Origin of the sequence: Chryseomicrobium sp. FSL W7-1435 (genome assembly GCF_038595005.1) — a bacterium.
Taxonomy (GTDB): domain Bacteria; phylum Bacillota; class Bacilli; order Bacillales_A; family Planococcaceae; genus Chryseomicrobium.
In genome coordinates, this window is sequence record NZ_CP151997.1 from 612,452 (window position 1) to 638,083 (window position 25,632).

Here is a 25,632-nt window from a genome sequence, read left to right on the forward strand (position 1 = left end):
ACTTCAAACATATCTTTTAGTGGCGTTATTTGCCTTGCTTTTTACAAGTATTTGGAGCTATATCGCATTTGTCAATATCGAACATCAAACGGATAAAGTGGCAGACGAAGCTATTCCGCTTTCCAATACAGCCAGTCAGCTCTATCCACTCATGATAGATCAAGAGCTATCTGTTCGGAACTATGTTTACTTGCAAGATGCCCTTTCTCTGCAACAGTTTGAGATTTCGAATGCTCGTATGCATGACGTGCTGAATACAATTGAAGAACTCGATCAGTCCCATCCCATCATGAATGACATTATTTCGAATGAAGCGCTTCCTATTATTTCTGAAATGGAATCGTTTCATAGAGAACAAATACTCCGGATTCAAAATGGCGAAGTGGATCGTGCCAATGAAGTACGGAATTCTCAAGTGCTAAATTTGAATAGATTGCGTATGGTTGACTCCAAAATACAGTCAGATAGTGATGTGATTATAGCGAATGCATTCGATGAAAGTGAAGCAGCCTCGAATTCAGCGCGTTGGGTAATTTTAATTGTGTCAGCCCTAACATTTTTAATCTTCTTCGCTTTTATGCATAGCTTCCGCGTAGAAAGAAGCCAGAAAGCGTTAATCTATAAATCGCTTCATGATGCGTTGACAGGAATTCCAAACCGCCGAGCCTTTGATGAACGTCTAGAAGAAACATGGCGAGATGCCCGTCAGCAAAACAAGCCACTGTCGCTCATTCTGTTAGACATTGATGCATTCAAGTCGTTCAATGACACTTATGGACACCTTGAAGGCGACGCTTGCTTACGAAGAGTCGCTCAAGTGTTACAACGAGTTGTGAAGAGTCCGGCTATGCCTGCGCGCTATGGGGGAGAAGAATTTGCGGTGATCTTACCTGTCGAGTCTGCTGCAGAGGCTAGGGAGTTGGCAGAAGAGATTCGTCATAAGATTATGGGACTTAACATTGAACATCTAGGGTATCACCCAGTCTGTAAATTAACTGTGAGTCTTGGGGTGTCGACGATGGTTCCTGGACTTTATGAAAGTGAAAAGATTTTGATAGCCCGTGCAGATGAAGCACTCTACCAATCGAAAGATAAAGGACGGAACCGTGTCACTGTACAGAATTTAAAATAGTCACTTAACTTTTCAAGAGGTTGGGACAAGCTATAGTAATAGAACTCACTAGTTAGAAAGTTGAGTGGAGTGTAGGGGTTGACTCCAGTGGGATCAAAAGTCGGAATGTGAGACCCCTCTTAGATGTGGAGAACGTCACGCTAGAAAGTCCGAGAAAATCAGGCGTGCCAAGTGAGGCGCTCTTGGCCTCGGTTGGTGCGACTGCTTTTGGAGCGTCTTTCTGACGTTCGCAACTCGATTCCATTGAGTTGTAGACACAGCGCGCCCACGGAACGCAGCCCCGGAACGGAACTCAATATAGACGAAAAATCAGCAAATTCTCTGGAATTCACCCTAGAGAACTTGCTGATTTTTTTGTCTCGCTTTTTTTAATTTTTATAAAATTGACAAATGATGTGTGTCAACTTATAGTGTATGTAATACAGTATAGAGTAAAGGAGGTTTCCTATGTCCGAACAGATCAGTCCTCTGGTAACAGAATTGCGCCGAGGGACACTAATCTTGGCCGTTCTTAGCCAGCTTAAAACACCCCAATATGGCTATTCACTTGTGCAGGCACTTGAACAAGCGTCCGTATCCATTGACCAAAGCACTTTGTATCCCTTACTTCGTCGTCTTGAAAAACAACAGCTTGTGTCAAGTACTTGGGATACGACCGAAGCCAGACCTCGCAAATATTATGTGCTGACCGAGCAAGGGCATCAAGTGCTGGAGGAGCTTTACAGGGAGTGGAAGCAGATGTCCTTGAATCTACAAAACTTACTAGAAGGAGGAACAAGCCTATGATGTACCGAGACGCTTACATCGCTGAAGTGACTCGTCGCTTACCTCAAACGATGCGTGAAGACGTGGCGCTGGAGTTGGAATCGACTATAGCTGATATGACATCAGACACGCCTTCCCAGGAAGAATTGTTTGAAGCGCTCCGTCAACTTGGCGATCCAGTGCTACTCGCATCCCGTTATCTAGAAAGACCTCTTCATTTGATTGGACCGGCGCTGTATCCGACATTTATTTCTATCCTTAAAATTGTCTTGCCGATTGCGCTCATAGTGAGCGGACTCACTGCATTGCTCGGTGTGATTGTCGATTTCTCTGAGGAATTTTCATGGGGACAAGGAATCATTCAAGGGATTTTGCAAATCGTAGGTTCGATGCTGGCAGCTGGAATTCAATCTGTCTTCTGGGTAGGCCTCGTTTTTGCTTTGATTGAACGGTATAGTTCATCCCGTGATACGATTCCGTTATCCAAATGGGATCCCAGTCAATTAAAACCAGTCACTTTAAAAAAGCGTCAGATTTCACGTGCCTCTCTCATCGGAGGCTTTGTCTGGACAGCTATTTGGGTAGGAATCTATCTCAATGCCTCTAATCTCATACGTCTCTACTGGGAAGACCAATCCCTGCCTTTATTAAATGAAGAAGCGCTTCGATTCTTTTTACCAGCTGTGATTGCACTTGCTGCTGTGGAGGTAGGTTTCGGTATTTACAAATGGGTAAAAGGGTTTTGGACCATTCCAATGGCTTTCTGGAATCTTGTGTTTAATCTATTTTGGATCATCGGTACCGTGTTGTTCTTGACGCATCCAGAGCTGTTTTCACAAGAAGCACTTACCCAGTTCGGCGAACTCCTTGGTCAAACGACTGCAGAAACGGAATCGTTGAAACGTTGGGCTGTTTGGACACTGTTAATTAGTTTCATCGTAATTGCTACAACAGATGTGGTAGATGGGTTCATGAAAACACGAGTACCTCGTCACCAGAAAAAATAACCATTGCATAAAAACGAACATTTGTTCTATACTGGTGGTGAATGATGGAGGAGGTGACGAGGATGGAAAGACCTGACCCTTCCCGGATTCGCGATCGGGGAAAAATCAAATGGACGGCTATGATGTTACCAGAGCATGTTGCTATCATTCGTGACTACATTGCCAATGAAGGCAAGGTGAAACGACCTGAGTTGGATGAATGGGATTTGCGCCACTTAGAAGAATCCATTGGTCTCGCACTAGCACAGGATGCAGAAGTGAAGCTGAAGTATTGGCGAAATGGAGAATTTCATATACGGGGTGGCAAGATCAAACATATTGATGCAGTGCGCCGCCAATTGTATGTTGAAGATCCTTTCAATACGACAGCCTATGCTCTTGAAGACATTGTGGATGTTACGTTGCTCGACTGACAAAGCCGTCAAAAAACCACTTCCTGCACAGACGAGGAAGTGGTTTTTTTAGTTGTCTTTCGGTGATTTTTCAAGGTAAGGCTTCAGTGCATCTTCTCCAGAAGAAGAGGCCAGCTTCACTTTCGATCGGTAAGCAGCACGAGTGATAATATGTCCGGCTACTGGCGCTGTAATGAATACAAAAATAATGCCTAATAACAAACGTATACTAATAAACCCTTCGTTTGCCCAAAAATAAATAAAAGCACCAAGTAGCGAGAGCAGTACAGCGAGTGTCGAACTTTTAGTAGCGGCGTGGGAACGCGTATAGACGTCGGGCAAACGAAGAATGCCAAACGCACTAATCACGGCCATGATACTACCTGTCAAAATCAAAAATACACTAATCCATTCCATCATCGTGCTCATGTTCGACGATCTCTCCTCTCTCGACAAAGCGGGCAAGACCCACTGTGCTGATAAATGCTAAGATTCCTACAATCAAAATGACTTCTAAATAAGCATGGGTATGAAGCACAATCGAAAAAACAGCTACTAGTGAGATCAGATTTACTCCAATCATATCGAGCGCAACGACGCGGTCTGGCATCGAAGGACCGACGATGATGCGGTAAAGGGCTATGAAAATTGCACATGTGAACAGCATGAGGGAAATTGTTAATACGAGCATCATGCGCGAGTCACCTCCATAATCGCTTTCTCAAAGGTTTGAATGGATTTTAAGACAGCGTCTCGTGAGACTTCCATGTCCATGGCGTGAATGAAAAACGTCTTTCCGTCTGGTGAAACTTCCATGACGACGGAACCCGGTGTCAGCGTTAGTAGCAAAGCCAGAGCGGTAAGTTCATAATCACCTTGCATGTTATGGTCATAGGTAAAGATTCCCGGTTTGATGGAGAGGGTAGGGCTTAAAATTTGTTTTAAGATAATAATGCTTGAATGGAACAGTTCGGAAGTGAAAATGAACACAAGCTTTAAGAGTGCATAAACACGTAATAAATAGAACTTGCTACCGAAGAAACGGTGCATGAAGAAAACGATGACCGCTCCAAAAATATAACCAGTCAAAAATGTGGGGAAGTAAAAAGCGTCTTCATCCATCAGAAACGTCCACAAGACAGCAATCATTAAGTTTGATAAAAATTGAGCGGGCAACGGAATTCACACCTTTCTAAAAGTTATTACTTGCGTCCTAAGACAGCATCGATATAGGTACTCGGGTCTAGTAGTGAAGCGGCTTCTTGTACATAGGGAGCCATTACTTCTACGCCAAGTCCTAGGGCGAGTGTGATGCTCGCAAGCATAATGATCGGCATCAGACGCATGGCTGGAAGAGGACGTTGTTCTTCAGCGCTAATAATCGTCTCTCCCCAAAAACACTGACTAAAAATGCGAAGAAGTGAATATAAGACAGCGAGACTGGAAGCGACAGATAAGAACAATAAGATGTACGAACCGTTTTCAAGCGCACCTTCCATGACAAGGATTTTCCCCATAAAGCCACTAAACGGAGGAATGCCCGCGAGTGACAATGTCACAATAAAGAAAGACCAGCCAAGGACAGGGTAGTTCTTCAGCAGTCCACTCATTTCATGGATGTGCACCTTGTTCGTTAAGAAGATCATCGTCCCAATTAGAAGGAAGAGAAGCGCTTTTGCAAACATGTCGTGAAGGATGTAGTAAATCGTTCCTTCGATAGCCAGTGTCGTGCCGATGGAAAGGCCTGCCAACATGAACCCAACAGCAATTACGACGTTATAGGCAGCAATTTTTCGGATGTCTGTATAGGCGACTGCACCAAGACTACCGCCAATCAGCGTCAACCCGGCCATAATGGCAATGAATGTCGGAATGACAGTGCCTTCATTGAAAATTAACGTGAAGACGCGAAAGAGAGCATAAACGCCGACTTTGGTTAAAAGGGCTCCAAAAAGTGCAGAAGTCACAGTTGGTGTAGAACTATACGAACCAGGTAACCAGACATAAAGTAAGAGACCTGCTTTTAAACTAAATACGGTGAGGAATACGATACTGACCACTGTAAGAAGGGGATCCATACCGCTTGCTGCAACTCGCTCTGCAATGTGTGCCATATTCAATGTGCCGACAGAGCCGTAAACAAAAGCAATCCCTACCAAGAAGAACCAAGAAGACACGATGTTGATTGTCACATACTTCATTGCCTCACGTAATTGAATGCGATTTCCTCCGAGTGTAATCAAAACATACGAAGACAAGAGCATGACTTCAAAACAAACAAATAAGTTGAAAATGTCGCCTGTCATGTAAGATCCAATGATTCCGGCATTCAAAAATAACACAAGCGGGTAAAAGTAATAATTGATCATCTGTTCGCGTGGTGACAATGCAACATAAAGTAAACAGATGATGGTGACGAGAAGCGTAGTCAAGCTAAGTAATAAGGCAAACGTATCGGCTACAAATAAAATGCCAAAAGGTGGTTCCCATCCGCCAAAATCCAATCGCATAATGCCGTTTTGTTGAACTTGTTGCAATATGTATAGACCTAAACCAAACAGGGCGATCAATACACCGATACTAAACCAGCTTTGCAATTTTGGACTTTCTCTAAAGAAGATTAAGATAATCCCGACGATGATAGGGATCACCATGAATAATACTAAACTATTGCTCATCGTTAGACCCCCTCAGTTCATCCATTCGATCTGTACCGTATTCTTGGTAAACGCGGTAAGCAAGAACGAGACTGAATGCCGTGACGGCAAAGCTAATGACGATGGCCGTTAAGATAAGGGCTTGTGGCAGTGCATCACTATAACGCTCGGCGTTTTCACCGAGAAGCGGCACAGTACCAGATTTAAGGCCGCCCATTGTTAAAATTAACAGGTGGACAGCATGCGACAAGATCGCTGTACCTAAAATGATGCGTATCAAGTTTTTGCTGAGTAACAAATAGATGGCTACGGAGGTCAAAATGCCGACAAGTACAATGATTATGCTTTCCATTTATTCGACCCCTCGCTAATACTTAAAATAATGTTTACAACTACACCGACAACTGTCAGTGCAATCCCTGCTTCAAAAATGGTGACCGTGGCAAGTTCTGTTTTTCCGAAAATCGGTAGATCAAAATAGCCGAAGCTCTGACTCAAAAAAGGTTGGCCAAGAAAAATGGGGAATGTAGCACTTCCAACAGAAATCAACACACCGATGGCCGACATTTTTTTAAAGGAAATCGGAATCCCTTCACTGACTGTCTCCACATCATACGTTAAGAAGAGAAGAACAAAGGCTGACGCCATAACGAGTCCGCCGATAAAGCCTCCACCTGGTGTATGGTGACCTGAGAGGAACAGATAAATACTGAAGGTCAAGATGATTAACACGACGCCTTTGACGACCGTCTTTAAAATAACATCATTGATTTTCACGTGGCTCCGCTCCCTTCTTTTGGCGCATACGAATCAGCGTGAATACGCCAATGCCAGCGATAAAGAGGACCAGCCCCTCGAGCATTGTATCGAAGGCACGGAAATCCCCAAGAATGGCGTTCACGATATTGCGTCCGCCTGCAAGCTCATACGAATCTTCGTAGTAAGTAGAAATAGTATCAAATTTAGAATAGTTGTTTACAGCTAAACCAATAATCGTGACAGTCAGACCACCAAAAGCGGCAATCAGCCCGTTGCGTACTTTTTTTGTAAGGGACAACTTCTCTACTTTCCATTCAGGTAAGTAATTGAAGCACACTAGGAATAAGACAGTGGTAACGGCTTCAATGACCAACTGCGTCAAAGCAAGATCAGGCGCTCGGAAGAATACAAAGAATATGGCTATAGAAAATCCGAGAACGCCGTTCAGTAAAATAGCAGTGAGACGGGACTGGGCGAAGAGGATAGCAATCGCTGCCGCTGCCATCGCTACAGCCAACAATCCTTCATAAACCGTGATAGAGGATGGGCTATCCATACTGAAACTGATAGGACCGACTAAGAACCATCCTGTCCATGTAGCAATAATAAAGAAGCTGAAAATGTACAAGAAGTAAGAAGGCAAGTTCCCATTCATATACCGTGTGGTAACGCGCTCCCCTAAACGCTCATAACCTGTGAGCGTGTTGCGGAACAACGTATTGAACGACCAATTGGAAGGAATGTATTGATAGTAAGGTCGCCATTTTTTAAGCAACAAATACGCTAGGCTACCAAGCAACACAATTCCAGCAGTTAAAAGTAGTTCAGTGTTAAACCCATGCCATGCATAGATTTTTGGTGCTAGTGCCGCACCGTCCACAACAAGCACTTCCAGTGCAGGTTTTAATAAATACTCACTTAAAATGTTCGGGAAGAAAAATAAGCCAATAACAAATGATGCCAAGATACTCGGGGAAATCAACATACCGATGGAAGCTTCTTGAGGCCTTTTGTACTCTTCATCGATAATAGGTCGGCCGGTAAATGTGCGGAACACAAGAATCATGCTATAAACAAAAGTAAATAGACTTGCTACCCAAGCGACAAGCACAATTAGCCAACCAATCTGTGCACCGCCGTAAATCGGGAGATCTCGAATAGACAATACGGCCGTCAAAAACATTTCCTTACTGAGGAAACCATTGAAGAACGGCAGTCCCGCCATAGCGAAGCTTCCAATAATCGCAAGAGCAAATGTAATAGGTAAAAAGCGCATCAGTCCACCGAGGCGACGCAAATCACGCGTCCCTACTTGGTGATCGACAATCCCGACGACCATGAATAAAGCACCTTTAAATGTTGAATGGTTCACAAGGTGGAATAACGCTGTGAAGAGAGCAAATGTATAAAGTGCTTTTGCTTCACCAATTTCTGAATTCAAACTCGCTGAACCAATCCCAAGTAGCGTCATGATCAAGCCAAGTTGACTGATGGTTGAGAACGCAAGCAATGCTTTCAAATCATTTTGTCGAACCGCATTGAATGAGCCCCAGAACAGGGTGATTAAACCAATGATGGTGATGACCCAGAACCAGTAGATATCTCCGCCAAAACCAGGAGTGAAACGGGCAATTAAATAGATCCCCGCTTTCACCATGGTAGCGGAGTGCAGATAGGCACTGACAGGAGTCGGAGCTTCCATTGCGTCCGGCAACCAAATATGGAATGGGAACTGGGCGGATTTTGTAAAAGCACCGATCAGTATCAGCCCCATCGCAGGATAAAAGAGTGCATGATCTGTCATCTGTGGGAGTTCGCTTAAAATAGTCCGCAAACTGAAGGAGTCGGTTATGACATGGAGCATTAAGAACCCCGCAAGCATCGCAAATCCACCTGCCATGGTGATCAATAATGATTTGATTGCGCCATTTCTTGAATTCTTCCGGTGGAACCAGAAAGCAATCAGTAAGAATGACGAGATACTCGTAAGTTCCCAGAAAACGTAAAGTACGATGATGCTATCGGATAATACAACGCCGAGCATCGCTGTCATAAATAACAGAAGATATGTATAAAAGTGCGCAAATGAATCTGTAAGGGACAAATAAAAGATAGAGTATAAGATGACGAGGGCGCCAACGCCTGTGATCAGAAGTACGAAGATGAGGCTGAGGCCGTCTAAAATAAAAGTGAGGTCAATCCCGTAGGTTGGAATCCACGAAAATGTCGTCTCCATTGCACCAAACGAGGCAATTGTTGGAATGTGCCAAGCAAAAAGAGCAAATAAAATCACGGGGACAGCAAAAGCAATCCAGCCCAGTACATCTCGCCTGACTTTTGTTGAAAATAATGTAATCCCTACTGCCACAAGGAGCGGGAAGAATATGTAAAAGAACAGCATGGGCAAAAATCCTCCTAAAAAGTCTGAAAAAACCTTCATGTATAAGAGTAACTGCTAGCGGATAGCTTGTAAAACTATAAGGATTGTTGCACAGTAGAAGAAAGTGTTATATACTTTTGAGGTTTAAATTGGAAGTACAAGAATTATTGGAGGTTTACAGAAATGGGAGCAATCCGTGGGAAAATGGATGAACGTATTTTGGTATGTGTGTTTTATGGTCCGAACGGGGAGCGTTTAATTCGTCGTGGTCATCAGCTGTCAAGTATGTTGGGATGCCCTTTATATATTTTGACTGTAGATGCTCTGCCAATAGATGAATTTGATGCTGAGAAAACGGCTTATATGGATAAATGGAAAGACATGACGCAAGAGCTAGGTGCACAGGAATTCGTCATTCGAGACGATGAAAAACGTCCTACGGCGAAAGTGATTGCCGAGGTGGCCAATCAATTTGACGTTACACAAATTATTATTGGCCAAACTGCTAAGAGCCGTTGGGAAGAGATTACGAAGGGTTCCTTTATAAACTCTCTTCTTCGAGAACTTCCCTTTGTGGATTTGCATGTGGTGTCAGTTGCTAGAACCATTCGCGCATCTGAAGATGAGCTTTTCGAACGGGGAATCCGCTGCTATTTAATGAAAGAAGGCGACTCTTACGTACTCAGCTTTACGCAGCGTAAAGAGTGTCAGCTTGAAGGGATTTTCTTTAAAGAAGTCGGCACAGATTTCAATAACGGAATCTTCAAGTTCATGGATGGTAATGAGCTTCATCAAGTATCCGTGCACGATGGCAAAATCGATCATCCTGAAAAAATCAAATCATGTATCGAAACGTAACACGCTGCCCACTCGCATATGTCGAGTGGGTTTTTTATTTGGGTTAGTAGAGTGACATTCTCCACATCATGTAATTAGTTTCCGGATTTAAAGCATATTTTTCCCCATGTAAGCAAACGCAGCCCCAGAAATTGTACGAACTGAGAGTTCTTCAAATCCGAGACGCTCATACAGCTTGCGGGCGCGAACATTTGTCAAATCGACATTGAGCGTCACAGCCTCAACCTCTCTTCGCTTGGCTTCTTCAAAAGCTTTTTGTAATAGTGTCGTGCCGATTCCCTGTCCACCATAGTCAGGATGGACAGATAAGGTATCAATATAAAGCACATTGCCTTCTGTCTCAACATCTAGGGCGTCTGACTTGTTCAGCTTGCGTAGAGCCTGCTGCAAAGGAAGGTCAAGCTGCATGGCCTTGTTTCCCGTATACGAAACAAGCAGTCCAACAGGCAATAGTCCTTGTTGCTCCACCCAAATATTTTCATAGCTTAAGCGGTTCGCGGGTTTCTCAATCCAATGTGCAAGTAGAAGAAGAGCCTCTTGTTTTGAGGAGGCACCTGTTAAAGAATAGGCGATCTCATGAATTGCATCGTATAAAAGAGGGGCTAGATGTTGGGCATCTTTAGGGGTTGCTTTACGTAGCATTGGAAACACTCCTTTTAAAATACATAGAAAAAACCCCTTTCCGTAAAGGAAAGGGGCTGGACTAGCCTATGCTAGTCTCTCATCTGAGGCGAACCAGACCACGCTCCACAACGTGTTCCCGAAGGAGTGTCTGTCCGACTTATACAGAGCAGCTCATCGCAAGACTTATCATACGTTAAATAAGTGCAAAAGTCAAAAGCAGGAACTTCCAGAAGCCGTGGCGAACTAACCAAGAAAGACGGAAAGAAGTGAGGTTAATTCTATGAATGCATTGTATGCACGTTCTTATCAAGCGGCTTATCGCGGGATATCGAAGTTTTTACCTTGGCGCACGCCACTATTAGTAGCAGGAGAAGACAGTGTGTTAGAGAGTGTAGATGAATTGAAACATCGTCAATTCACTAGATTTCTACTCGTCACGGACGAGGCAATGACCAATCTTGGGCTCTATCAACCATTTGTTGAACGAGCAGCAGAATTACATATCGAAGCGATAGTTTATGATCAAACAGTACCCAATCCGACCATCCTCAATATTGAACAAGCATATACCATGTACAACAGCCAAAACTGTCAGGCCATCGTGGCTTTTGGTGGGGGGTCAGTGATTGACTGTGCAAAAGGAGTGGCAGCTCGCGTAGCACAGCCAAATAAACTGATCCCGGATATGAAAGGGCAGTTGAAAGTCCGAAAACAAACGCCTTTTCTTATGGCGATTCCGACAACAGCTGGTACGGGAAGTGAAGGTACAGTAGCAGCTGTTATCTCCAACCCAGAATCGAAAGAAAAGTATGCGGTGAATGATACCGTCTTGATACCAGATGTCGCTGTATTAGATCCACTGTTAACAGTAGGTTTGCCTCCTGCTTTGACAGCGACTACAGGGATGGACGCTTTAACACATGCTGTTGAGGCATATATCGGGCAGAGCAACACATCTGAGACAGAGGCATTCAGCAAAGAGGCGGTGGAATTGATCTTTAACTGGCTACCTGTGGCCTATCAACAAGGAACAGATATAGAGGCACGAAAAGCCATGCAAAAAGCCTCTTACCTAGCCGGCCTAGCATTCACACGCGCCTATGTTGGAAATGTACATGCTGTTGCGCATACGTTGGGTGGTTATTACAATGTACCTCATGGTCTTGCCAATGCTGTGCTACTACCCGTTCTATTGCGCTTTTATGGAAACACTGTGACAGAGAGATTGGCTCAACTTGCCGTGGTTGCAGGTGTAGCCGATGAGAGTCAGTCCGATGAAGTGAAAGCAGGGGCTTTTATTGCGCGCATCGAAGAAATGAATAGAACGATGGCCATTCCAGCAACAATTGCGGGAATTGAAGAAAGTGACATCAAAGCTATGGCCAAAAAAGCAAATAAGGAAGCCAATCCATTATATCCAGTGCCAGTGATTATGAACCGAAAAGACTTTGAATCAATCTACCGAAAGATTCTTGCCTAATTTTACTAATCTCCCTCATTTTTCCTATTGAACTGTAGAATATATATGGTATATACTAGGAAATAACCAATTATGAGGAGGGGGAGTCATGACACGTGTCATCTACCACCAATTGTCAATAACAGCAGACGTTGCACGTGTTTGGGAATTATGGACAGTGCCAGCAGAAGTGGAGAAATGGTTTGCGCCAATTGCGCATATTGATCCTATCGTTGGTGGACGCTATGAACTGTTTTTTGTGCCAGGGAATTTGCCAAACAAAAATACGGCAGGCTGCCACATTGTTCACATGACTCCTGGACAAGAATTAACCTTTACATGGAAAGGGCCTAAGCAATTTTCTAACTTGATGAATGCTCCAGTACCCCAGACCACTGTTAACGTGCGCTTTAAACAGAATCATGATGGCACGACATGTGTGAAGTTGTTCCATAAAGGATTTGGAGACGATACGACTTGGGATTATGCCTACGATTGGCATGAACTAGTTTGGGCAGGAGTATTAAACCAACTACAAGCGGCTGTCGAGCGAAGCGAATGGTTACTTGGATTTTCAAATATGCCACAACAAAAAAATACCGTTTCCTGTGTAGGCTAGCTTACAGGGAAACGGTATTTTATTTTCGCGCAAAGCGCATGAAGAATTGTTGAATGCCATAAATCAAAAAGATTAATAATGGAATGCCGATAACGAAGTAAAGTACCGACCAAACTGGGCCCTCACGTGGCATGATTTGTGCATAAACATATAAAAATAAAGTGCCTGCAATGAACATTGTCAAATACTGAAAAATTTTCATCCAAACCCTCCTTTACCGTTTTAGTGTAGCAGAAAAGGGAACATGGGGAGAAGTGAAACTTGCTAAACATTGAATCGTAAAAAAGAGAGAGGTGATTACTATAATTACATACAGCGAACCAAAAACGGAGTGGTTTTGGAAAATTGTCTTTTACTTCGTAATGATTTTTCTGATTTTACTTGGGTTGACCTTCATTATCACTCCGCTATGGGTATGGACTGAGTTCCAATCGATTTGGATCCTGACAATTATCTGGTTGGTGCCAGTAGGAGTTTTTATTCTGTACCAGGCCTGGAAAATCTACAAGCATTACAAATGGAAAGAACAGCACTTATCTAGTTATGAACTGACAGAAACCCACGTCCGAGGCGTGAGTTACCGACCGGAATGGGATTATGGTGTCACACAGGAGTTTGCCCTTTCCGACATAAAAGAAGTCGTGATTGCGCCTTACTATGTACGTCGTACGTTGAATAGTATGGGGCGACGCTCTATTGAACTTCATGGACCAATTATAGAAGAATTGGCCCCGATGTTGATTTTTCGCACAGAGACTGAGCGAATGGAAATCTTATTTGATAAGCACCAGAACCCAAAAGTTGATGAGTGGCTGCAATTCATTGATGAAAAGGGAATGAACTTGACCTATACACCTTACCGGATGTACTGGCTTGGCAATAAGGCTATTCAACCTGTAGACCGCGACGAGTATTTCAATAAGGAATCAGACCGCATTCCCTATGAAGTCAAAGGGGGCTGGATGAAAGATGAACTAGCTTTGAATGACGAGTGGCAACGAGTCAATGCTGGAGGACTTCGTACTTCGATGTCCATCAAAGAGTTTGAAGAGACTGTGAAGAAGAAGCGGAAATGGTCCTTGATTATTGGTATTCCTGTGGGGCTTGTTGTCTTCTTTATTGGAGGTCTTTATCTAATTGGTTCCATGTTGTAGTCCGTCAAAAGACTGAAAATCTCGAACTCGAAGTGTTTGTGCTTTCTGGTCACTCGGGAACTGCGTATACTGAAAAGCAGGAAACCGGAAGAGAGGAAGTAGAACAGATGGAACAGTATCGAATCCAAAAAGACAATGGCCTGGAGTTTGGCCTTTATACACTTGGCGACCATATGCCAAATCCACATACAGGGGATCGAATCTCTGCAAAACAGCGTATCGACGAAATCATTCGCCTTGCTCAATTGGCAGAACAGGCAGGTATGGACTTCTTTAGTGTGGGAGAGAGTCACCAGGAATATTTTGCGACACAGGCCCATGCGGTTGTATTAGCAGCTATTGCACAAGCGACTGACAAGATTAAAATTGGCAGCTCATCCACGATTGTCAGTACATCAGACCCTGTGCGTGTGTTTGAGAACTTTGCAACAATCGATTTAATTTCAGGAGGGCGTGCTGAGATCGTTGCAGGTCGTGCATCCCGAATCGGGTTATTTGAATTGCTTGGGTATGATATTCGCTATTATGAAGAATTGTATGAAGAGAAGTTTGATTTGTTGCTACAAATCAATGAGCAAGAGAGCATTACTTGGGACGGGAATTTCCGAGCGCCATTACGAGATGCGCAAGTGCTACCACGACCTGTCGAGGGCAAGCTACCTATTTGGCGCGCAGTCGGAGGCCCTCCGGCTAGTGCAATCAAAGCTGGTGCAGCAGGCGTACCGATGATGCTTGCCATGCTAGGTGGTCAAGCTGTGAACTTCCAGCACTCTGTTGAAGCGTACCGGAACGCAGCGCGTCAAGCTGGTCATGATTCAGAGCAATTGCCAATCGCCACTGCAGGGATGTTCTTTACAGCCCCAACGTCGCAAGAAGCAATCGATACGTACCATACGTATGTGGACAAAGGCATGATGAAAAGTAACGGCCGCGGCTATCCGAAATTTGCATTTGAGCAGAGTGCTCAGGATCCGAAAGACGTATTGAATGTCGGCAGTCCTCAGCAAGTGATTGAAAAGATTCTTTATCAGCATGAACTATTTGGACACCAACGGTACATCGCACAAATGGATTTTGGTGGAGTGCCGTTTAATCAACTGGAGCGCAATATTGAGTTGATTGGTAGTAAGATTTTACCGGCGGTTAAGAAGTATACGAAAAAAGGATAAAGAAACGTCAAAGCCCAGAGTAAAGTGGGTTTTGACGTTTTTTATTGGAGCTGATGGGAAGGTGTATTGTTTTAGTTTCCATAATATCAGCAATGTAAGAGTGGGGAGTCGTAGCGCCATAATGAGCAAAGTTAATGTAAGAATGGGAGGCGCTAACGTCAGAATCAGCACATGTAATGTAATAATCACCAAACTAAAGTATTCCTCCAGAACATACTTTTGCTGAAAATCTATGATTTTTCTAGGAAGGGCTTTTGATACTCAAGAACTTACTAGGAAGGGCTTTTGATACTCAAGATCTTACTAGGAAGGGCTTAAAGACTGTATCCCTAGAAAATACAAAAACCTGCATTTCAGCAGGTTTTTAAGTAGTACTATTCAGTTACTCCTGACCATCCCAAGCAGGGAGCATTTGCGAAAGAGTCTTATCTTCGCGGTAGCCAAGCACATAGTCTGCTTGCATCAAGGTATGAATTTCGCGTGTACCTTCATAGATAACAGGGGCTTTCGAGTTCCGTAAGAAACGTTCGACTGGATATTCGTCTGAGTACCCATTGGCTCCGAAAATTTGTACCGCATCATCTGCAGCTTTATTGGCAAAATCACAGGCTTGCCATTTTGCTAAAGAAGTTTCTCGAGTATTACGTTTGCCTTCGTTTTTTAATTGACCCGCACGGTATACAAGTAAACGACTCATTTGATAGCCAGCTTCCATATTGGCGAGCATCTGCTGGACGAGTTGATGACGTCCAATGGATTTTCCGAAGGTCGCACGTGTATGGCAATAGTCGACACTGGCTTCTAGACAAGCTTGAATTAAGCCGACAGCTCCTGCTGCAACCGTAAAGCGGCCGTTATCAAGCGCAGCCATCGCAATTTTAAAGCCTTCGCCTTCTTTACCCAGCAAGTTTTCTTTTGGCACTTTTACGTCTTCAAAGAATAATTCGCCAGTGTTGCCTGCACGAATTCCAAGTTTGCCTTTCACCGCGTGAGAAGAAAATCCTTCCCACGAGCGCTCGACGATAAAAGCAGAAATGGCTTTATGTTTGTCTTGTTTGTTGCCCGTGTAAGCAAAAATCAAAAAATGATCGGCAATGTCACAAAGGGAGATCCATGCTTTTTGGCCGTTTAAAATGTAATGGTCTCCATCTAGCTTGGCAGTAGTCTCAAGTGCCGCAACATCCGATCCAGCAGCTGGTTCCGTCAATCCAAATGCCCCGATCTTTTCGCCCTTCGCTTGCGGAATGAGGTACTTTTGCTTTTGTTCTTCCGAACCCCATTGCAATAGGGTCATGCTGTTTAATCCTGTGTGCACTGACACGGCGGTGCGGAATGCCGTATCCCCACGTTCCAGCTCTTCACAGATAATAGCCAGGGAATTGTAGTCCATTCCACTACCACCATATTTTTCAGGGATGCAGACGCCCATCAAGCCGAGGTCTGACAGTCGTTGAATGATAGCAGGGTCAAATTTGCCTTGACGATCCCAATTACGAATATGAGGAATGATCTCTTTGTCGACAAAATCACGAACGGTTTTGCGAAGCATTTTTTGTTCCTCTGAAAATTGAAAGTTCATAGTAGCATTCTCCTTTATAACCATTTAGATTGGTGTTCACCTGGTTCCGGTGGAGCAAGGCGATAACGAACAGGGGTCCGAGATAACTTCAAGGGGCTGCCGATAAGTCGAATTTTTCCGGCGACCGGGTGTTGTTGAGTGACCCACATGCCACGTTCGGCTAGTTGGGGGTCGTTCACAAGGTCGGTAAATGTATGAACAGGGCCGCACGGGATACCGACCGCCCTCATGGCAGTGACCCAGTGAGTCAGTGTGTTGTCTTGAAAATAGAGTTGCAACATAGACGTCAGAGCTTCCCGATTTTCTACTCTTCCCGCATTGGTTGAAAAGCTTTCGGGAGGTTCCCAGTTTAGTAATGAACAAAGAGCTTGAAATTGAGCATTCGTCCCAACTGCGACAATGACAGTCCCATCTTTTGTGGCAAATGTTTGATAGGGCGCAATTTGTGCATGCGTATTGCCGCGACGTGTAGGCTCAATTCCCGTCATCAGGTAACTGCTACCAATATTCACAAGGCTACTGACAGCGCAATCGTAAAGAGACAGATCGAGTTTTTGGCCTTTTCCAGACGCTGTACGCTCTAGTAATGCTGCTTGGATACCAATGCAGGCATAGAGACCGGTGATAATATCGACAATGGCTACCCCCATTTTTTGCGGTCCAGACTCGGTAGTGCCTGTCACCTGCATCAAACCGCTCATGCCTTGCAAGATAAAGTCATAGCCAGGAAGATCTTTTAAAGGACCTGTCTCACCGAAGCCGGTAATGGCACAATAGACGATTCGAGGATTGATTGCAGCAAGCTGCTCGTAACTGAGTCTGAGCTTTTCCATCGACCCCGTCTTAAAGTTATGAAGGATAACATCGCTGGTCTCGACGAGCTTTAAAAATTGATCTCTCCCTTCATCTGTACGCAAGTCCAAGAGTAAACTTTCCTTATTGCGGTTAGTGCTCAAATAATAAGCGCTGACACCGTTTTGGAAGGGAGGTCCCCAGTTGCGTGTTTCATCTGAACCCCCTGGCGCTTCAATTTTAATAACTTCTGCCCCGAGATCCCCGAAGATCATGGAGCAATAAGGGCCGGCAAGTACACGACTTAAGTCGAGAATACGCAGGCCAGCCAGTGCTGCTGTCATAGTGGCTCCTTTCTTGCCATGAAAAAAGCCAATCCAAAAAACCTACAACAGGTTCTGTGGACTGGCGGTATGTCTGAGAAAGCATTCTGGAAAGAATGAGTGTCAGATTCGGCAGTTATAGTAGTTGGCTAGTGGAACTAGAACGGGAATGGTCACTTGAGAGGCGACTCAGCGTTCCTTATCTTTACTGTATCGAAGAAGGGAGCATTTGTAAATAAAAAAACAAACTACTCTGACAATTTATTGTGGTGTAGTTCGTACTGCTTATACAAATCTTTCAAAGCGGATTGAAGAGCGCTTCCTGCTTTGCCTAAATAATGTGTTTGGACCGCACGAAGCGGTTCGTCAATACCGTCTTTTAAGCTGTGTCCTCGAAGCAGGTGGTGAACAAAATCTTGTCCATGCTGAGTAGCTAGTGTGCATGAGGCAGTTACAATTACGCTGTATTTGCGGTCAATCTCAGCCGTGATCGTCAATGTTTCATAAAGATTTTGAGCGGCCATTCCAGCTGGCAGTCGGGCGTGTCCTGCAATAAAGACTGTCTTCATAGAAACTCCCCTTGAGTCGTTTTATTCAGTATAACAAATGAACAGCCCCGCCGAGCGAAAGTCTTGAATTCAAATTATCAGCGTGATAGGATAGCCTTTGTGATTACTTTTCGTAACCAAGGAGGAACTTGATATGACAAATGTATTAGTCGTAAAAGCAAACAATCGCCCTGATGGGATTTCAACTAAAATGTATAACACGTTCATGGAAACTGTGAAAGACAATGGAGACATGAATGTGCGTGTTCTAGATGTATTTGAAGAAGATATGCCATACTTTGGTCAAGATCTATTCAATGCATTCGGCAAAATGCAAAATGATGAACAACTGACTGACGTGGAACAGCGTATTTTAGCTGCTAAACAAAAGGCAATGGATGCCGTATCAGAAGCAGATGTGTTAGTATTTGCTTTCCCATTGTGGAACTTGACGATTCCAGCAGCCTTGCAGACATTTATTGATTACATTTATTCTGCAGGCTTTACATTCAAATACGATGCGCATGGAAATCTTGTGCAATTGATGCCAGAGAAGAAGGTCATCCTTCTAAACGCTCGTGGCGGTCTGTACTCGGCACCAGAAATGGCACCGATGGAAATGTCATACAACTACATGCAAAATGTATTTAATGGTGTATTCGGTATGGAAATCATGGAAAACGTGATCATCGAAGGCCATAATGCTAATCCACAACAAGCACAAGCAATCATTGAGGCGGGTCTTGTACGTGTGAAAGAAATCGCGCAAAAATTAGTGGCTCAATACGCATAATGACAATTCTGTGAGAGAGGATCAGCTAGCCTCTCTCTTTTTTGTGATAAAAGCCCTGACAAACCTTCGTTTGCTTGTCAAATATCAGGGGTAAAGGTATAGTTGTAACCGAAAGTTTATTTTTATCGCGAAGGGATGAGGAAACGTGTCGTTAACTCCCGAGCAGCGCATTGAGCTGCATGAATTTAACAATTTAACAAAATCACTTAGTTTTAATATGTACGATATCTGTTATACGGGCACAAAGGAAGAGCGTGAACGCTACATCCAGTATATCGATGAACAATACAATGCAGACCGTTTAACGGCTATCTTAACAAAAGTCACGGAGATCATTGGAGCTCACGTCTTGAATGTGGCAAAGCAAGATTACATTCCTCAAGGTGCTAGTGTGACTATGCTTGTTTCTGAGGGGCCGGTTGAATCGGCTCCGAAAGAGCAATTTGAAGAATCACCAGGGCCGATTCCGGAAACGGTTGTTATGCACTTAGACAAGTCCCACGTGACTGTGCATACGTATCCGGAGTACCACCCAAATGAAGGGATCAGTACGTTCCGTGCCGATATCGACGTATCGACATGTGGAGAGATTTCTCCATTAAAAGCATTGAACTATATGATTCACTCATTTGATACCGATATTATGACGATTGATTACCGTGTTCGCGGATTTACTCGTGACAAAACAGGTCATAAACTGTTTATCGATCATGATATCAATTCTATTCAAAATTATATTCCGGACGATATTCAAGAACAATTCAACATGATTGACGTGAATATCTTCCAAGAAAACATCTTCCATACAAAAGCGAAGCTAAAAGATTTTGACTTGAACAATTACCTGTTCGGTACGAAAAAAGAGGATCTGACTGCAGAAGAGCAGCAGAAAATCGAAGCACAGCTGAAGATGGAGATGGATGAAATCTTCTATGGCAAGAACATTGTAAAAAAATAATTTATAGGCCGATTCTCTTTGGAGAGTCGGTTTTTTTGATTTCATTATCTCTATTTCGAGAAGTTTGGTATGCTAAATACATAGAACTAGAAGAAAGGATGAGGAGAAATGAATGTTTTTGCGACAAGAAAGCTTCCTGAAGAAATCGTGGAGAAATTAAAGCAGCATGTGGAGTACAATGAGTGGCATTCAGCAGAACAGCCGATGACAAAAGAACAATTACTTGAGGCTGTGAAAAAGGCGGATGGAGTCATTAGTGTGTTATCGGACCCGTTGGACAAAGAAGTACTCGATGCAGCACCGAACTTGAAAGTAATTAGTCAATTAGCAGTAGGATTCAACAATATTGATGTACAAGAGGCGACGAAGCGAAGCGTTCGTGTTACTAACACACCGGACGTTTTGACTAACGCCACAGCAGATTTGACGTTTGCGTTGTTACTTGCGGCTTCGCGAAAATTGAGTGCGGCGAGCGCAGAGGTGCGTGAAGGCAAGTGGCAGTCTTGGTCGTTGCTACAGCTTGCTGGAAAAGAACTGAGTGGTTCAACCATCGGAATCCTAGGATTTGGTCGGATCGGCCAAGCAGTGGCTAGACGAGCAAAAGGTTTCGACATGAACGTGATTTATTGGAATCGTTCTAAGAAGCCAGAAGCAGAGCAAGCGATTGGAGCTACGTATCACGAACTGGGAGAAGTACTTAAGCAAGCAGATTTCTTAGTCATTATGCTTCCGTTTGCACCTGAACTAAAGTATTTGATTGGTGCCGAAGAGTTGGCTTTGATGAAAGAAGACGCTATTCTCGTAAACACAGCACGTGGTGGTCTTGTAGACGAAGCAGCACTGTATGAGGCGCTGAAGAACAACAAGTTGGGTGCAGCGGGTCTTGACGTGTTTGAGCAAGAGCCGGTTCCGACCAATCATCCTCTATTATCCCTTCCAAATGTTGAGGTGGCACCGCATATTGGTAGTTCGACAGTAGCGACTCGTATGGAGATGGCGGACCTGACCGTGCGTAATCTGCTAGCTGTTTTAGATGGCAAAGAGCCAGAAACCCCTGTGAATTAATTCGGCATTGCGATTTATTTCGAATTCCGTTATAGTAGCGGCAGGAAATGATTGAAGAAGGAGCATGAGACCATGAAACAACATTTGCAACGACATCTAGAAGAAATCCAACAAGATTTATGGAGTATGAGTGATCATTTGTACCACAACCCCGAACTGGGCGATCAAGAATTTGAATCGATGGCACTGCTGACGGATTTTTTAGCACGCCACGATTTTCAAGTGGAAAAAGGTATCGTTGACCGTCCAACTGCTTTCAAAGCAACGTATGACAGCGGCCTACCAGGACCGACAATTGCCTTTTTAGCAGAATACGATGCACTTCCAGGAATCGGTCATGGCTGTGGACACAATATGATTGGAACCATGGGTGTTGGGGCAGGAGTGTTGCTGTCAAAAGTTGTAGCAGACACAGGCGGGAAGATTTATGTACTCGGAACGCCAGCAGAAGAGACAAACGGCGCAAAAGTCGATATGGCCGAGCAAGGTGTCTTTGATGACATCGATGCGGCGATGATGCTTCACCCAGCTGATGAATCGTACGAAAGTGGCGACTCTCTAGCGATGGATGCTATCCAGTTCGATTTCACAGGACGCCCAAGCCATGCGGCAGCTTCTCCGGAAAAAGGAATCAATGCTTTAGATGGAGTTCTTCAATTGTTCAACGGTATCAATGCACTTCGCCAACACGTACAATCAGATGTGCGAATTCATGGAATCATCACGGAAGGTGGAAAAGCGGCGAACGTTGTACCGGAGTTTGCTTCTGCCCAGTTCTATATCCGCGCATCTGAACGGGACTATTTAAATGAAGTTGTAGAAAAAGTAAAAGCAATTGCTCAAGGTGCAGCTCAAATGACAGGTGCAACACTTGAAATGCATAATTATGAATTAAGTTATGATGATATGCGAACAAATCGCATATTATCAGAACGATTTACTCAAAACCTATTAGAAGCAGGCGCAGAAACAGTTCACCCGGCGAAAGACTCTTACGGCTCACTTGATATGGGGAATGTTAGCCACGTTTGTCCATCGATCCATCCATACATTGGTCTCGATTCGCCAGGGCTCGTGTTCCATACAAAAGAATTAGCGGATCTGACTATCACTGAAAATTCTCATCAGGTCTTGAGCACAGGGGCATTGTCTATGGCTATGACTGGGTTTGACTTACTGGCAGATGGAGAATTATTGAATGCTGTAAAAGAGGAATTCAATAAAAAGTAAACGGTAGTTTGAAGCTTGATACATTGCGTATCAGGCTTTTTTTTTATGAGGAAAATAGTCTGAATAATAAAACTTTAGTCAGAGTGTATACAAATGCAAAATACCGTGTTATTATACATTTTATCGAATAACTATACATTTAAAACTAGGAGATGACGATTATGAAAAAGGTATTTATTTTAATGACTTTACTTTTAACATTGTTTTTAGCAGCATGTGGATCAACAGAAGAGGGCTCAACAACAGAAGGTGGTTCAGAAGAGACGACTAAGCTGACGATGGGGACATCAGCTGATTTCCCACCATTTGAATCCGTAGATGCTTCTGGAGAGATTGTCGGTTTTGATATTGATTTAGCAAATGCCATTGGCGAAGAACTTGGCGTAGAAATCGAAGTGCGTGATATGAAGTTTGACGGATTGATTGGAGCTCTTCAATCAGACCGTATCGACTTTGTCATGTCAGGGATGTCCGCGACAGATGAGCGTAAAGAGAACGTTGATTTCTCAACAGAATACCACCGTTCAGGTGAGATGTTCTTGTCGTTACAAGATGCGGGGATCGCAAGTATTGAAGATTTAGAAGGCAAAACACTAGGCGTACAACTTGGAACGATTCAAGAACAAGGTGCTCGTAAAATCCAAGAAGAGTACGGATTTGAAATCAAGCCGATTGATAGCTCCTCTATTATGATTCAAGAACTTCTTTCCAACCGTGTCGATGCAATTTATATCGACAAAGCAGTAGGGGTTGGCTATCAGAAAGAGCAAGACCTTGCTGGATTTGACGATCCAACAACTGCATCACCAGGTATGGCCGCTGCTTTCCCGAAAGGAAGCGAGCTTGTTGAAGACGTGAATGCAGCTCTTGCAACACTTGAAGAGAACGGGACTTTACAAGAACTAAAAGACAAGTGGCTATCAGAAGAATAGAAAGGCGGGGTAAGGCATGAATTTGGACTTTAGCCAAATCGTGCCTTATATTCCTTATATGCTACAAGGAATATGGGTCACGTTGCAACTCGTCATCGTTGCACTTATTTTTGGATTTATTTTAGGGACATTGATTGCCCTTGTAAAAATTATGAACAACCGCTTTTTGCGTTTTTTGGCAGATGCGTATACGTCGGTGTTCCGAGGTACGCCACTAATTCTTCAATTAATGATTATCTATTTTGCTGTTCCGCAATTGACGGGCTATGACATTCCAACGTTTTTGGCTGCAGTACTTGCATTTGGACTGAATTCTGCGGCGTACATTTCTGAAATTATTCGTGCCGGAATTCAAGCAGTCGATAAAGGCCAGATGGAAGCGGCGATGGCTCTTGGAATTCCTTACAAACCGGCGATGAAAGACTTGATTCTTCCACAAGCAATGAAAAATATTCTTCCAGCTTTAATGAATGAGTTCATTACGCTTACAAAAGAATCTGCCCTCGTCTCGACCATCAGTTATATGGATTTAATGCGTCGTGCGCAAGTCGTGGGTTCTGATATTTACCGGAACTTTGAACCGTTATTATTCGTTGGACTGATTTACTACATGATGGTCATGGGACTAACATTAATCGGCAAGAAGCTAGAAAAGAGGTTGAGACAAGGTGATTAATATTCAATCTGTTTCGAAAAAATTCGGATCAAACCAAGTATTGACCAACATCTCGACGACGGTTCAACCCGGTGAAGTTGTAGCCGTTATTGGTCCATCCGGCTCTGGAAAGTCAACACTTCTTCGTTGCATCAATTTACTTGAGAAGCCTTCTGAAGGAGACATCACCTATATGGGTGAGTCACTTGCAGAGACCAAGAACCTTTCCGCTGTGCGCGCGAAAATTGGAATGGTGTTTCAGCACTTTCACTTGTTCCCACATATGACAGTCCTTGAGAATCTGACGTATGCACCGATGCAGGTGAAGAAGCTTTCGAAAGCAGCAGCAGAAGAAAAAGGACGCGCTCTTTTGAAGCAAGTTGGCCTCAGTGAAAAAGAAAAAGCCTATCCTTCTCAATTGTCAGGTGGACAAAAACAACGTGTGGCTATCGCCCGTGCGTTAGCAATGGAGCCAGAAGTAATGTTGTTTGATGAGCCGACATCTGCCCTAGACCCAGAAATGGTCAAAGAAGTATTGATGGTAATGAAAGACTTGGCTCACACAGGAATGACGATGGTCATTGTTACACATGAGATGGGGTTTGCGCGTGAAGTGGCTGACCGTATCGTGTTTCTCGATCACGGACAACTTGTTGAAGAAGCGCCTCCTTCTGAGTTTTTCTCTGCACCGAAGTCAGCTCGAGCGCGTGATTTTTTAGAAAAAGTACTCTAATAATATTTTGACCCCTGGGGTTATGTCAGTACTCAAGTTTACTTGATACCGGCACAACCTCAGGGGTCAATTTTTTTACAACTCTTCGACTTCTTCTAATCGAGGCATTGCGGTCAGCGCGCCTTGCTTCGTGGCACATAACGCACCAAGTTTGTTTCCGAAAGAAGCGCATTCTAATACATCGGCATGTGTCTCGGGAAAGCCTTGGTGGAAGACGTGGTATAACACCCCAGCTATGAAGGCATCACCGGCACCTGTCGTATCCACCGGAATGACTGGTGTGACGGGAGCGTGGATTTGTTGGCCATCGACCAAACAAATCGTTCCGTTTTCACCATCTGTCAGGAATACAAGAGGGATAGAAAAATGCTGTAACCGGGCAATTCCTTCTTCAAAATCCTCGGTCTTCATTAAAAAGTACATTTCTTCTCGGGTCATCTTCACCATATGCGAAAGATTCATAAACTCTAAAATGGTTTCACGACAACGTGCTTCGGTTTCCCAACGAAGGGGTCGTACATTGACATCGAATGATAACAGTACTCCTTTGTCACGCGCTAATTCAACGGCTCGGCGTGTAGTGTCAAGGGCTGTAGGATGAAACATCGTGCCTGAACAAAAGTGAAAAGTCACAGCTTGCTCAAAAGCGGCTTCCTCTAGTTGTTCGGGCTTTACTTGAATATCAGGAGTCGGATCGATGTAGTTGGCAAAAATGCGATCAGATTCTTCGGTGAGGTGGACGTAGACCGATGTTGCTCGCTTGTCTGCTGCAAATACGGCATGTTGTAAATCCACGCCTTCCTCTTGCATTTGAGCCCGGACAAAATCCGACACTTCATCATTTCCGATTATGGTAATAAAACGAGAAGGGAGTCCAAGACGGCTAGCGCCAGCTGCTACATTAACAGTGGCTCCTCCTAAATGTAAATCGAATTCTTTGTTTTCATGGCTTCTGGCGATATAGTCGACAAAGGCATCTCCGTAGCTAAGGACATAACGAGTCTGTGGCAAAGCTAAACGCTCCTTGTAAAATCATTTTCCGTCTAGTA

29 protein-coding genes are annotated in these 25,632 nt (G+C 43.9%); 16 read left to right on the forward strand and 13 right to left on the reverse strand.

Annotation, left to right across the window (positions count from 1 at the left end; translation table 11 throughout):
* Window positions 1–19: 19 nt before the first annotated feature.
* From MKY84_RS03370 to MKY84_RS03385, 4 genes are all read left to right on the forward strand, one after another.
* Window positions 20–1,132 (forward strand): GGDEF domain-containing protein, encoded by a 1,113-nt coding sequence (locus MKY84_RS03370; protein ID WP_342527745.1) that lies wholly within the window; start codon window positions 20–22, stop codon window positions 1,130–1,132.
* A 447-nt stretch (window positions 1,133–1,579) separates the two neighbouring features.
* Window positions 1,580–1,918, forward strand: a complete 339-nt coding sequence (locus MKY84_RS03375) for a PadR family transcriptional regulator (protein WP_342527746.1) — start codon at window positions 1,580–1,582, stop codon at window positions 1,916–1,918.
* A complete protein-coding gene (locus MKY84_RS03380) occupies window positions 1,915–2,904 on the forward strand; it encodes a hypothetical protein (RefSeq protein ID WP_342527747.1) in 990 nt (329 codons plus the stop codon). The genes MKY84_RS03375 and MKY84_RS03380 overlap by 4 nt, the downstream gene beginning before the upstream one ends.
* 62 nt (window positions 2,905–2,966) lie before the next feature.
* The gene (locus tag MKY84_RS03385) at window positions 2,967–3,317 is read left to right on the forward strand and encodes a YolD-like family protein (RefSeq protein ID WP_342527748.1); all 351 of its coding nucleotides are present in this window, start codon (window positions 2,967–2,969) and stop codon (window positions 3,315–3,317) included.
* Between the two features lie 48 nt (window positions 3,318–3,365).
* On the opposite strand, the gene MKY84_RS03390 is transcribed toward MKY84_RS03385, so the two are convergent.
* Genes MKY84_RS03390 through MKY84_RS03420 form a run of 7 tightly spaced genes read right to left on the reverse strand, consistent with a single transcriptional unit; the run spans window position 3,366 to window position 9,113 of the window.
* Window positions 3,366–3,716 (reverse strand): Na+/H+ antiporter subunit G, encoded by a 351-nt coding sequence (locus MKY84_RS03390; protein ID WP_342528847.1) that lies wholly within the window; start codon window positions 3,714–3,716, stop codon window positions 3,366–3,368.
* Window positions 3,700–3,990 (reverse strand): Na(+)/H(+) antiporter subunit F1, encoded by a 291-nt coding sequence (locus MKY84_RS03395; RefSeq protein ID WP_342527750.1) that lies wholly within the window; start codon window positions 3,988–3,990, stop codon window positions 3,700–3,702. Before MKY84_RS03395 ends, MKY84_RS03390 begins: the two co-directional genes overlap by 17 nt.
* Window positions 3,987–4,472: a Na+/H+ antiporter subunit E gene (locus MKY84_RS03400; protein ID WP_342527752.1), complete on the reverse strand. Its 486-nt coding sequence runs from the start codon at window positions 4,470–4,472 to the stop codon at window positions 3,987–3,989. Before MKY84_RS03400 ends, MKY84_RS03395 begins: the two co-directional genes overlap by 4 nt.
* A 26-nt stretch (window positions 4,473–4,498) precedes the next feature.
* Window positions 4,499–5,974, reverse strand: a complete 1,476-nt coding sequence (locus MKY84_RS03405; RefSeq protein ID WP_342527753.1) for a Na+/H+ antiporter subunit D — start codon at window positions 5,972–5,974, stop codon at window positions 4,499–4,501.
* Complete coding sequence (locus MKY84_RS03410; protein ID WP_342527755.1) at window positions 5,964–6,305, reverse strand: Na(+)/H(+) antiporter subunit C; 342 nt, start codon at window positions 6,303–6,305, stop codon at window positions 5,964–5,966. The genes MKY84_RS03405 and MKY84_RS03410 overlap by 11 nt, the downstream gene beginning before the upstream one ends.
* Entirely contained in the window at window positions 6,293–6,730 is a 438-nt protein-coding gene (locus MKY84_RS03415) for a Na(+)/H(+) antiporter subunit B (RefSeq protein ID WP_342527757.1), read from the reverse strand. The genes MKY84_RS03410 and MKY84_RS03415 overlap by 13 nt, the downstream gene beginning before the upstream one ends.
* Window positions 6,717–9,113, reverse strand: a complete 2,397-nt coding sequence (locus tag MKY84_RS03420; RefSeq protein WP_342527758.1) for a Na+/H+ antiporter subunit A — start codon at window positions 9,111–9,113, stop codon at window positions 6,717–6,719. Before MKY84_RS03420 ends, MKY84_RS03415 begins: the two co-directional genes overlap by 14 nt.
* A 162-nt stretch (window positions 9,114–9,275) precedes the next feature.
* On the opposite strand from MKY84_RS03420, the gene MKY84_RS03425 reads away from it, so the two are divergent.
* The gene (locus MKY84_RS03425; RefSeq protein WP_342527759.1) at window positions 9,276–9,950 is read left to right on the forward strand and encodes a universal stress protein; all 675 of its coding nucleotides are present in this window, start codon (window positions 9,276–9,278) and stop codon (window positions 9,948–9,950) included.
* An 87-nt stretch (window positions 9,951–10,037) separates the two neighbouring features.
* Here MKY84_RS03425 and MKY84_RS03430 read toward each other — a convergent pair whose 3' ends face one another.
* Entirely contained in the window at window positions 10,038–10,592 is a 555-nt protein-coding gene (locus MKY84_RS03430) for a GNAT family N-acetyltransferase (RefSeq protein ID WP_342527760.1), read from the reverse strand.
* A 262-nt stretch (window positions 10,593–10,854) separates the two neighbouring features.
* On the opposite strand from MKY84_RS03430, the gene MKY84_RS03435 reads away from it, so the two are divergent.
* On the forward strand, window positions 10,855–12,054 hold the full coding sequence (locus MKY84_RS03435) for an iron-containing alcohol dehydrogenase (protein ID WP_342527761.1): 1,200 nt from the start codon (window positions 10,855–10,857) through the stop codon (window positions 12,052–12,054).
* Window positions 12,055–12,142: 88 nt separating this feature from the next.
* Window positions 12,143–12,652, forward strand: coding sequence for an SRPBCC domain-containing protein (locus MKY84_RS03440; RefSeq protein ID WP_342527762.1), 510 nt, complete (start codon window positions 12,143–12,145; stop codon window positions 12,650–12,652).
* A gap of 19 nt (window positions 12,653–12,671) precedes the next feature.
* Here MKY84_RS03440 and MKY84_RS03445 read toward each other — a convergent pair whose 3' ends face one another.
* Window positions 12,672–12,854 carry a hypothetical protein gene (locus MKY84_RS03445; RefSeq protein ID WP_342527763.1) on the reverse strand — a complete coding sequence of 61 codons (183 nt, stop codon included), beginning with the start codon at window positions 12,852–12,854 and terminating at the stop codon, window positions 12,672–12,674.
* A gap of 160 nt (window positions 12,855–13,014) precedes the next feature.
* Between MKY84_RS03445 and MKY84_RS03450 the strand changes: the two genes are divergently transcribed.
* A complete protein-coding gene (locus MKY84_RS03450) occupies window positions 13,015–13,806 on the forward strand; it encodes a hypothetical protein (protein ID WP_342527764.1) in 792 nt (263 codons plus the stop codon).
* 107 nt (window positions 13,807–13,913) lie between these two features.
* Window positions 13,914–14,975 carry an LLM class flavin-dependent oxidoreductase gene (locus MKY84_RS03455; protein ID WP_342527766.1) on the forward strand — a complete coding sequence of 354 codons (1,062 nt, stop codon included), beginning with the start codon at window positions 13,914–13,916 and terminating at the stop codon, window positions 14,973–14,975.
* A 382-nt stretch (window positions 14,976–15,357) separates the two neighbouring features.
* Here the strand turns inward: MKY84_RS03455 and MKY84_RS03460 are convergent, their stop codons facing one another.
* From MKY84_RS03460 to MKY84_RS03470, 3 genes are all read right to left on the reverse strand, one after another.
* On the reverse strand, window positions 15,358–16,554 hold the full coding sequence (locus MKY84_RS03460) for an acyl-CoA dehydrogenase family protein (protein ID WP_342527767.1): 1,197 nt from the start codon (window positions 16,552–16,554) through the stop codon (window positions 15,358–15,360).
* Between the two features lie 14 nt (window positions 16,555–16,568).
* Window positions 16,569–17,690: a CoA transferase gene (locus tag MKY84_RS03465; protein ID WP_342527768.1), complete on the reverse strand. Its 1,122-nt coding sequence runs from the start codon at window positions 17,688–17,690 to the stop codon at window positions 16,569–16,571.
* A 227-nt stretch (window positions 17,691–17,917) separates the two neighbouring features.
* Entirely contained in the window at window positions 17,918–18,238 is a 321-nt protein-coding gene (locus tag MKY84_RS03470) for a DUF3870 domain-containing protein (protein WP_342527769.1), read from the reverse strand.
* A gap of 133 nt (window positions 18,239–18,371) precedes the next feature.
* Between MKY84_RS03470 and MKY84_RS03475 the strand changes: the two genes are divergently transcribed.
* The 7 genes from MKY84_RS03475 (at window position 18,372) to MKY84_RS03505 (ending at window position 24,583) form a co-directional block, all read left to right on the forward strand.
* Complete coding sequence (locus MKY84_RS03475; RefSeq protein ID WP_342527770.1) at window positions 18,372–19,010, forward strand: FMN-dependent NADH-azoreductase; 639 nt, start codon at window positions 18,372–18,374, stop codon at window positions 19,008–19,010.
* 145 nt (window positions 19,011–19,155) lie between these two features.
* Entirely contained in the window at window positions 19,156–19,968 is an 813-nt protein-coding gene (gene speD / locus MKY84_RS03480) for an adenosylmethionine decarboxylase (protein WP_342527771.1), read from the forward strand.
* A gap of 108 nt (window positions 19,969–20,076) precedes the next feature.
* Complete coding sequence (locus MKY84_RS03485; RefSeq protein ID WP_342527772.1) at window positions 20,077–21,033, forward strand: D-glycerate dehydrogenase; 957 nt, start codon at window positions 20,077–20,079, stop codon at window positions 21,031–21,033.
* Between the two features lie 72 nt (window positions 21,034–21,105).
* On the forward strand, window positions 21,106–22,263 hold the full coding sequence (locus MKY84_RS03490) for a M20 family metallopeptidase (RefSeq protein ID WP_342527773.1): 1,158 nt from the start codon (window positions 21,106–21,108) through the stop codon (window positions 22,261–22,263).
* 161 nt (window positions 22,264–22,424) lie between these two features.
* A complete protein-coding gene (locus tag MKY84_RS03495; protein ID WP_342527774.1) occupies window positions 22,425–23,195 on the forward strand; it encodes an ABC transporter substrate-binding protein in 771 nt (256 codons plus the stop codon).
* A gap of 16 nt (window positions 23,196–23,211) precedes the next feature.
* Window positions 23,212–23,871, forward strand: coding sequence for an amino acid ABC transporter permease (locus MKY84_RS03500; RefSeq protein WP_342527777.1), 660 nt, complete (start codon window positions 23,212–23,214; stop codon window positions 23,869–23,871).
* A complete protein-coding gene (locus MKY84_RS03505; RefSeq protein WP_342527779.1) occupies window positions 23,864–24,583 on the forward strand; it encodes an amino acid ABC transporter ATP-binding protein in 720 nt (239 codons plus the stop codon). Before MKY84_RS03500 ends, MKY84_RS03505 begins: the two co-directional genes overlap by 8 nt.
* A 75-nt stretch (window positions 24,584–24,658) precedes the next feature.
* Here MKY84_RS03505 and MKY84_RS03510 read toward each other — a convergent pair whose 3' ends face one another.
* Entirely contained in the window at window positions 24,659–25,594 is a 936-nt protein-coding gene (locus MKY84_RS03510) for a carbohydrate kinase (protein WP_342527780.1), read from the reverse strand.
* Window positions 25,595–25,632 lie beyond the last annotated feature (38 nt).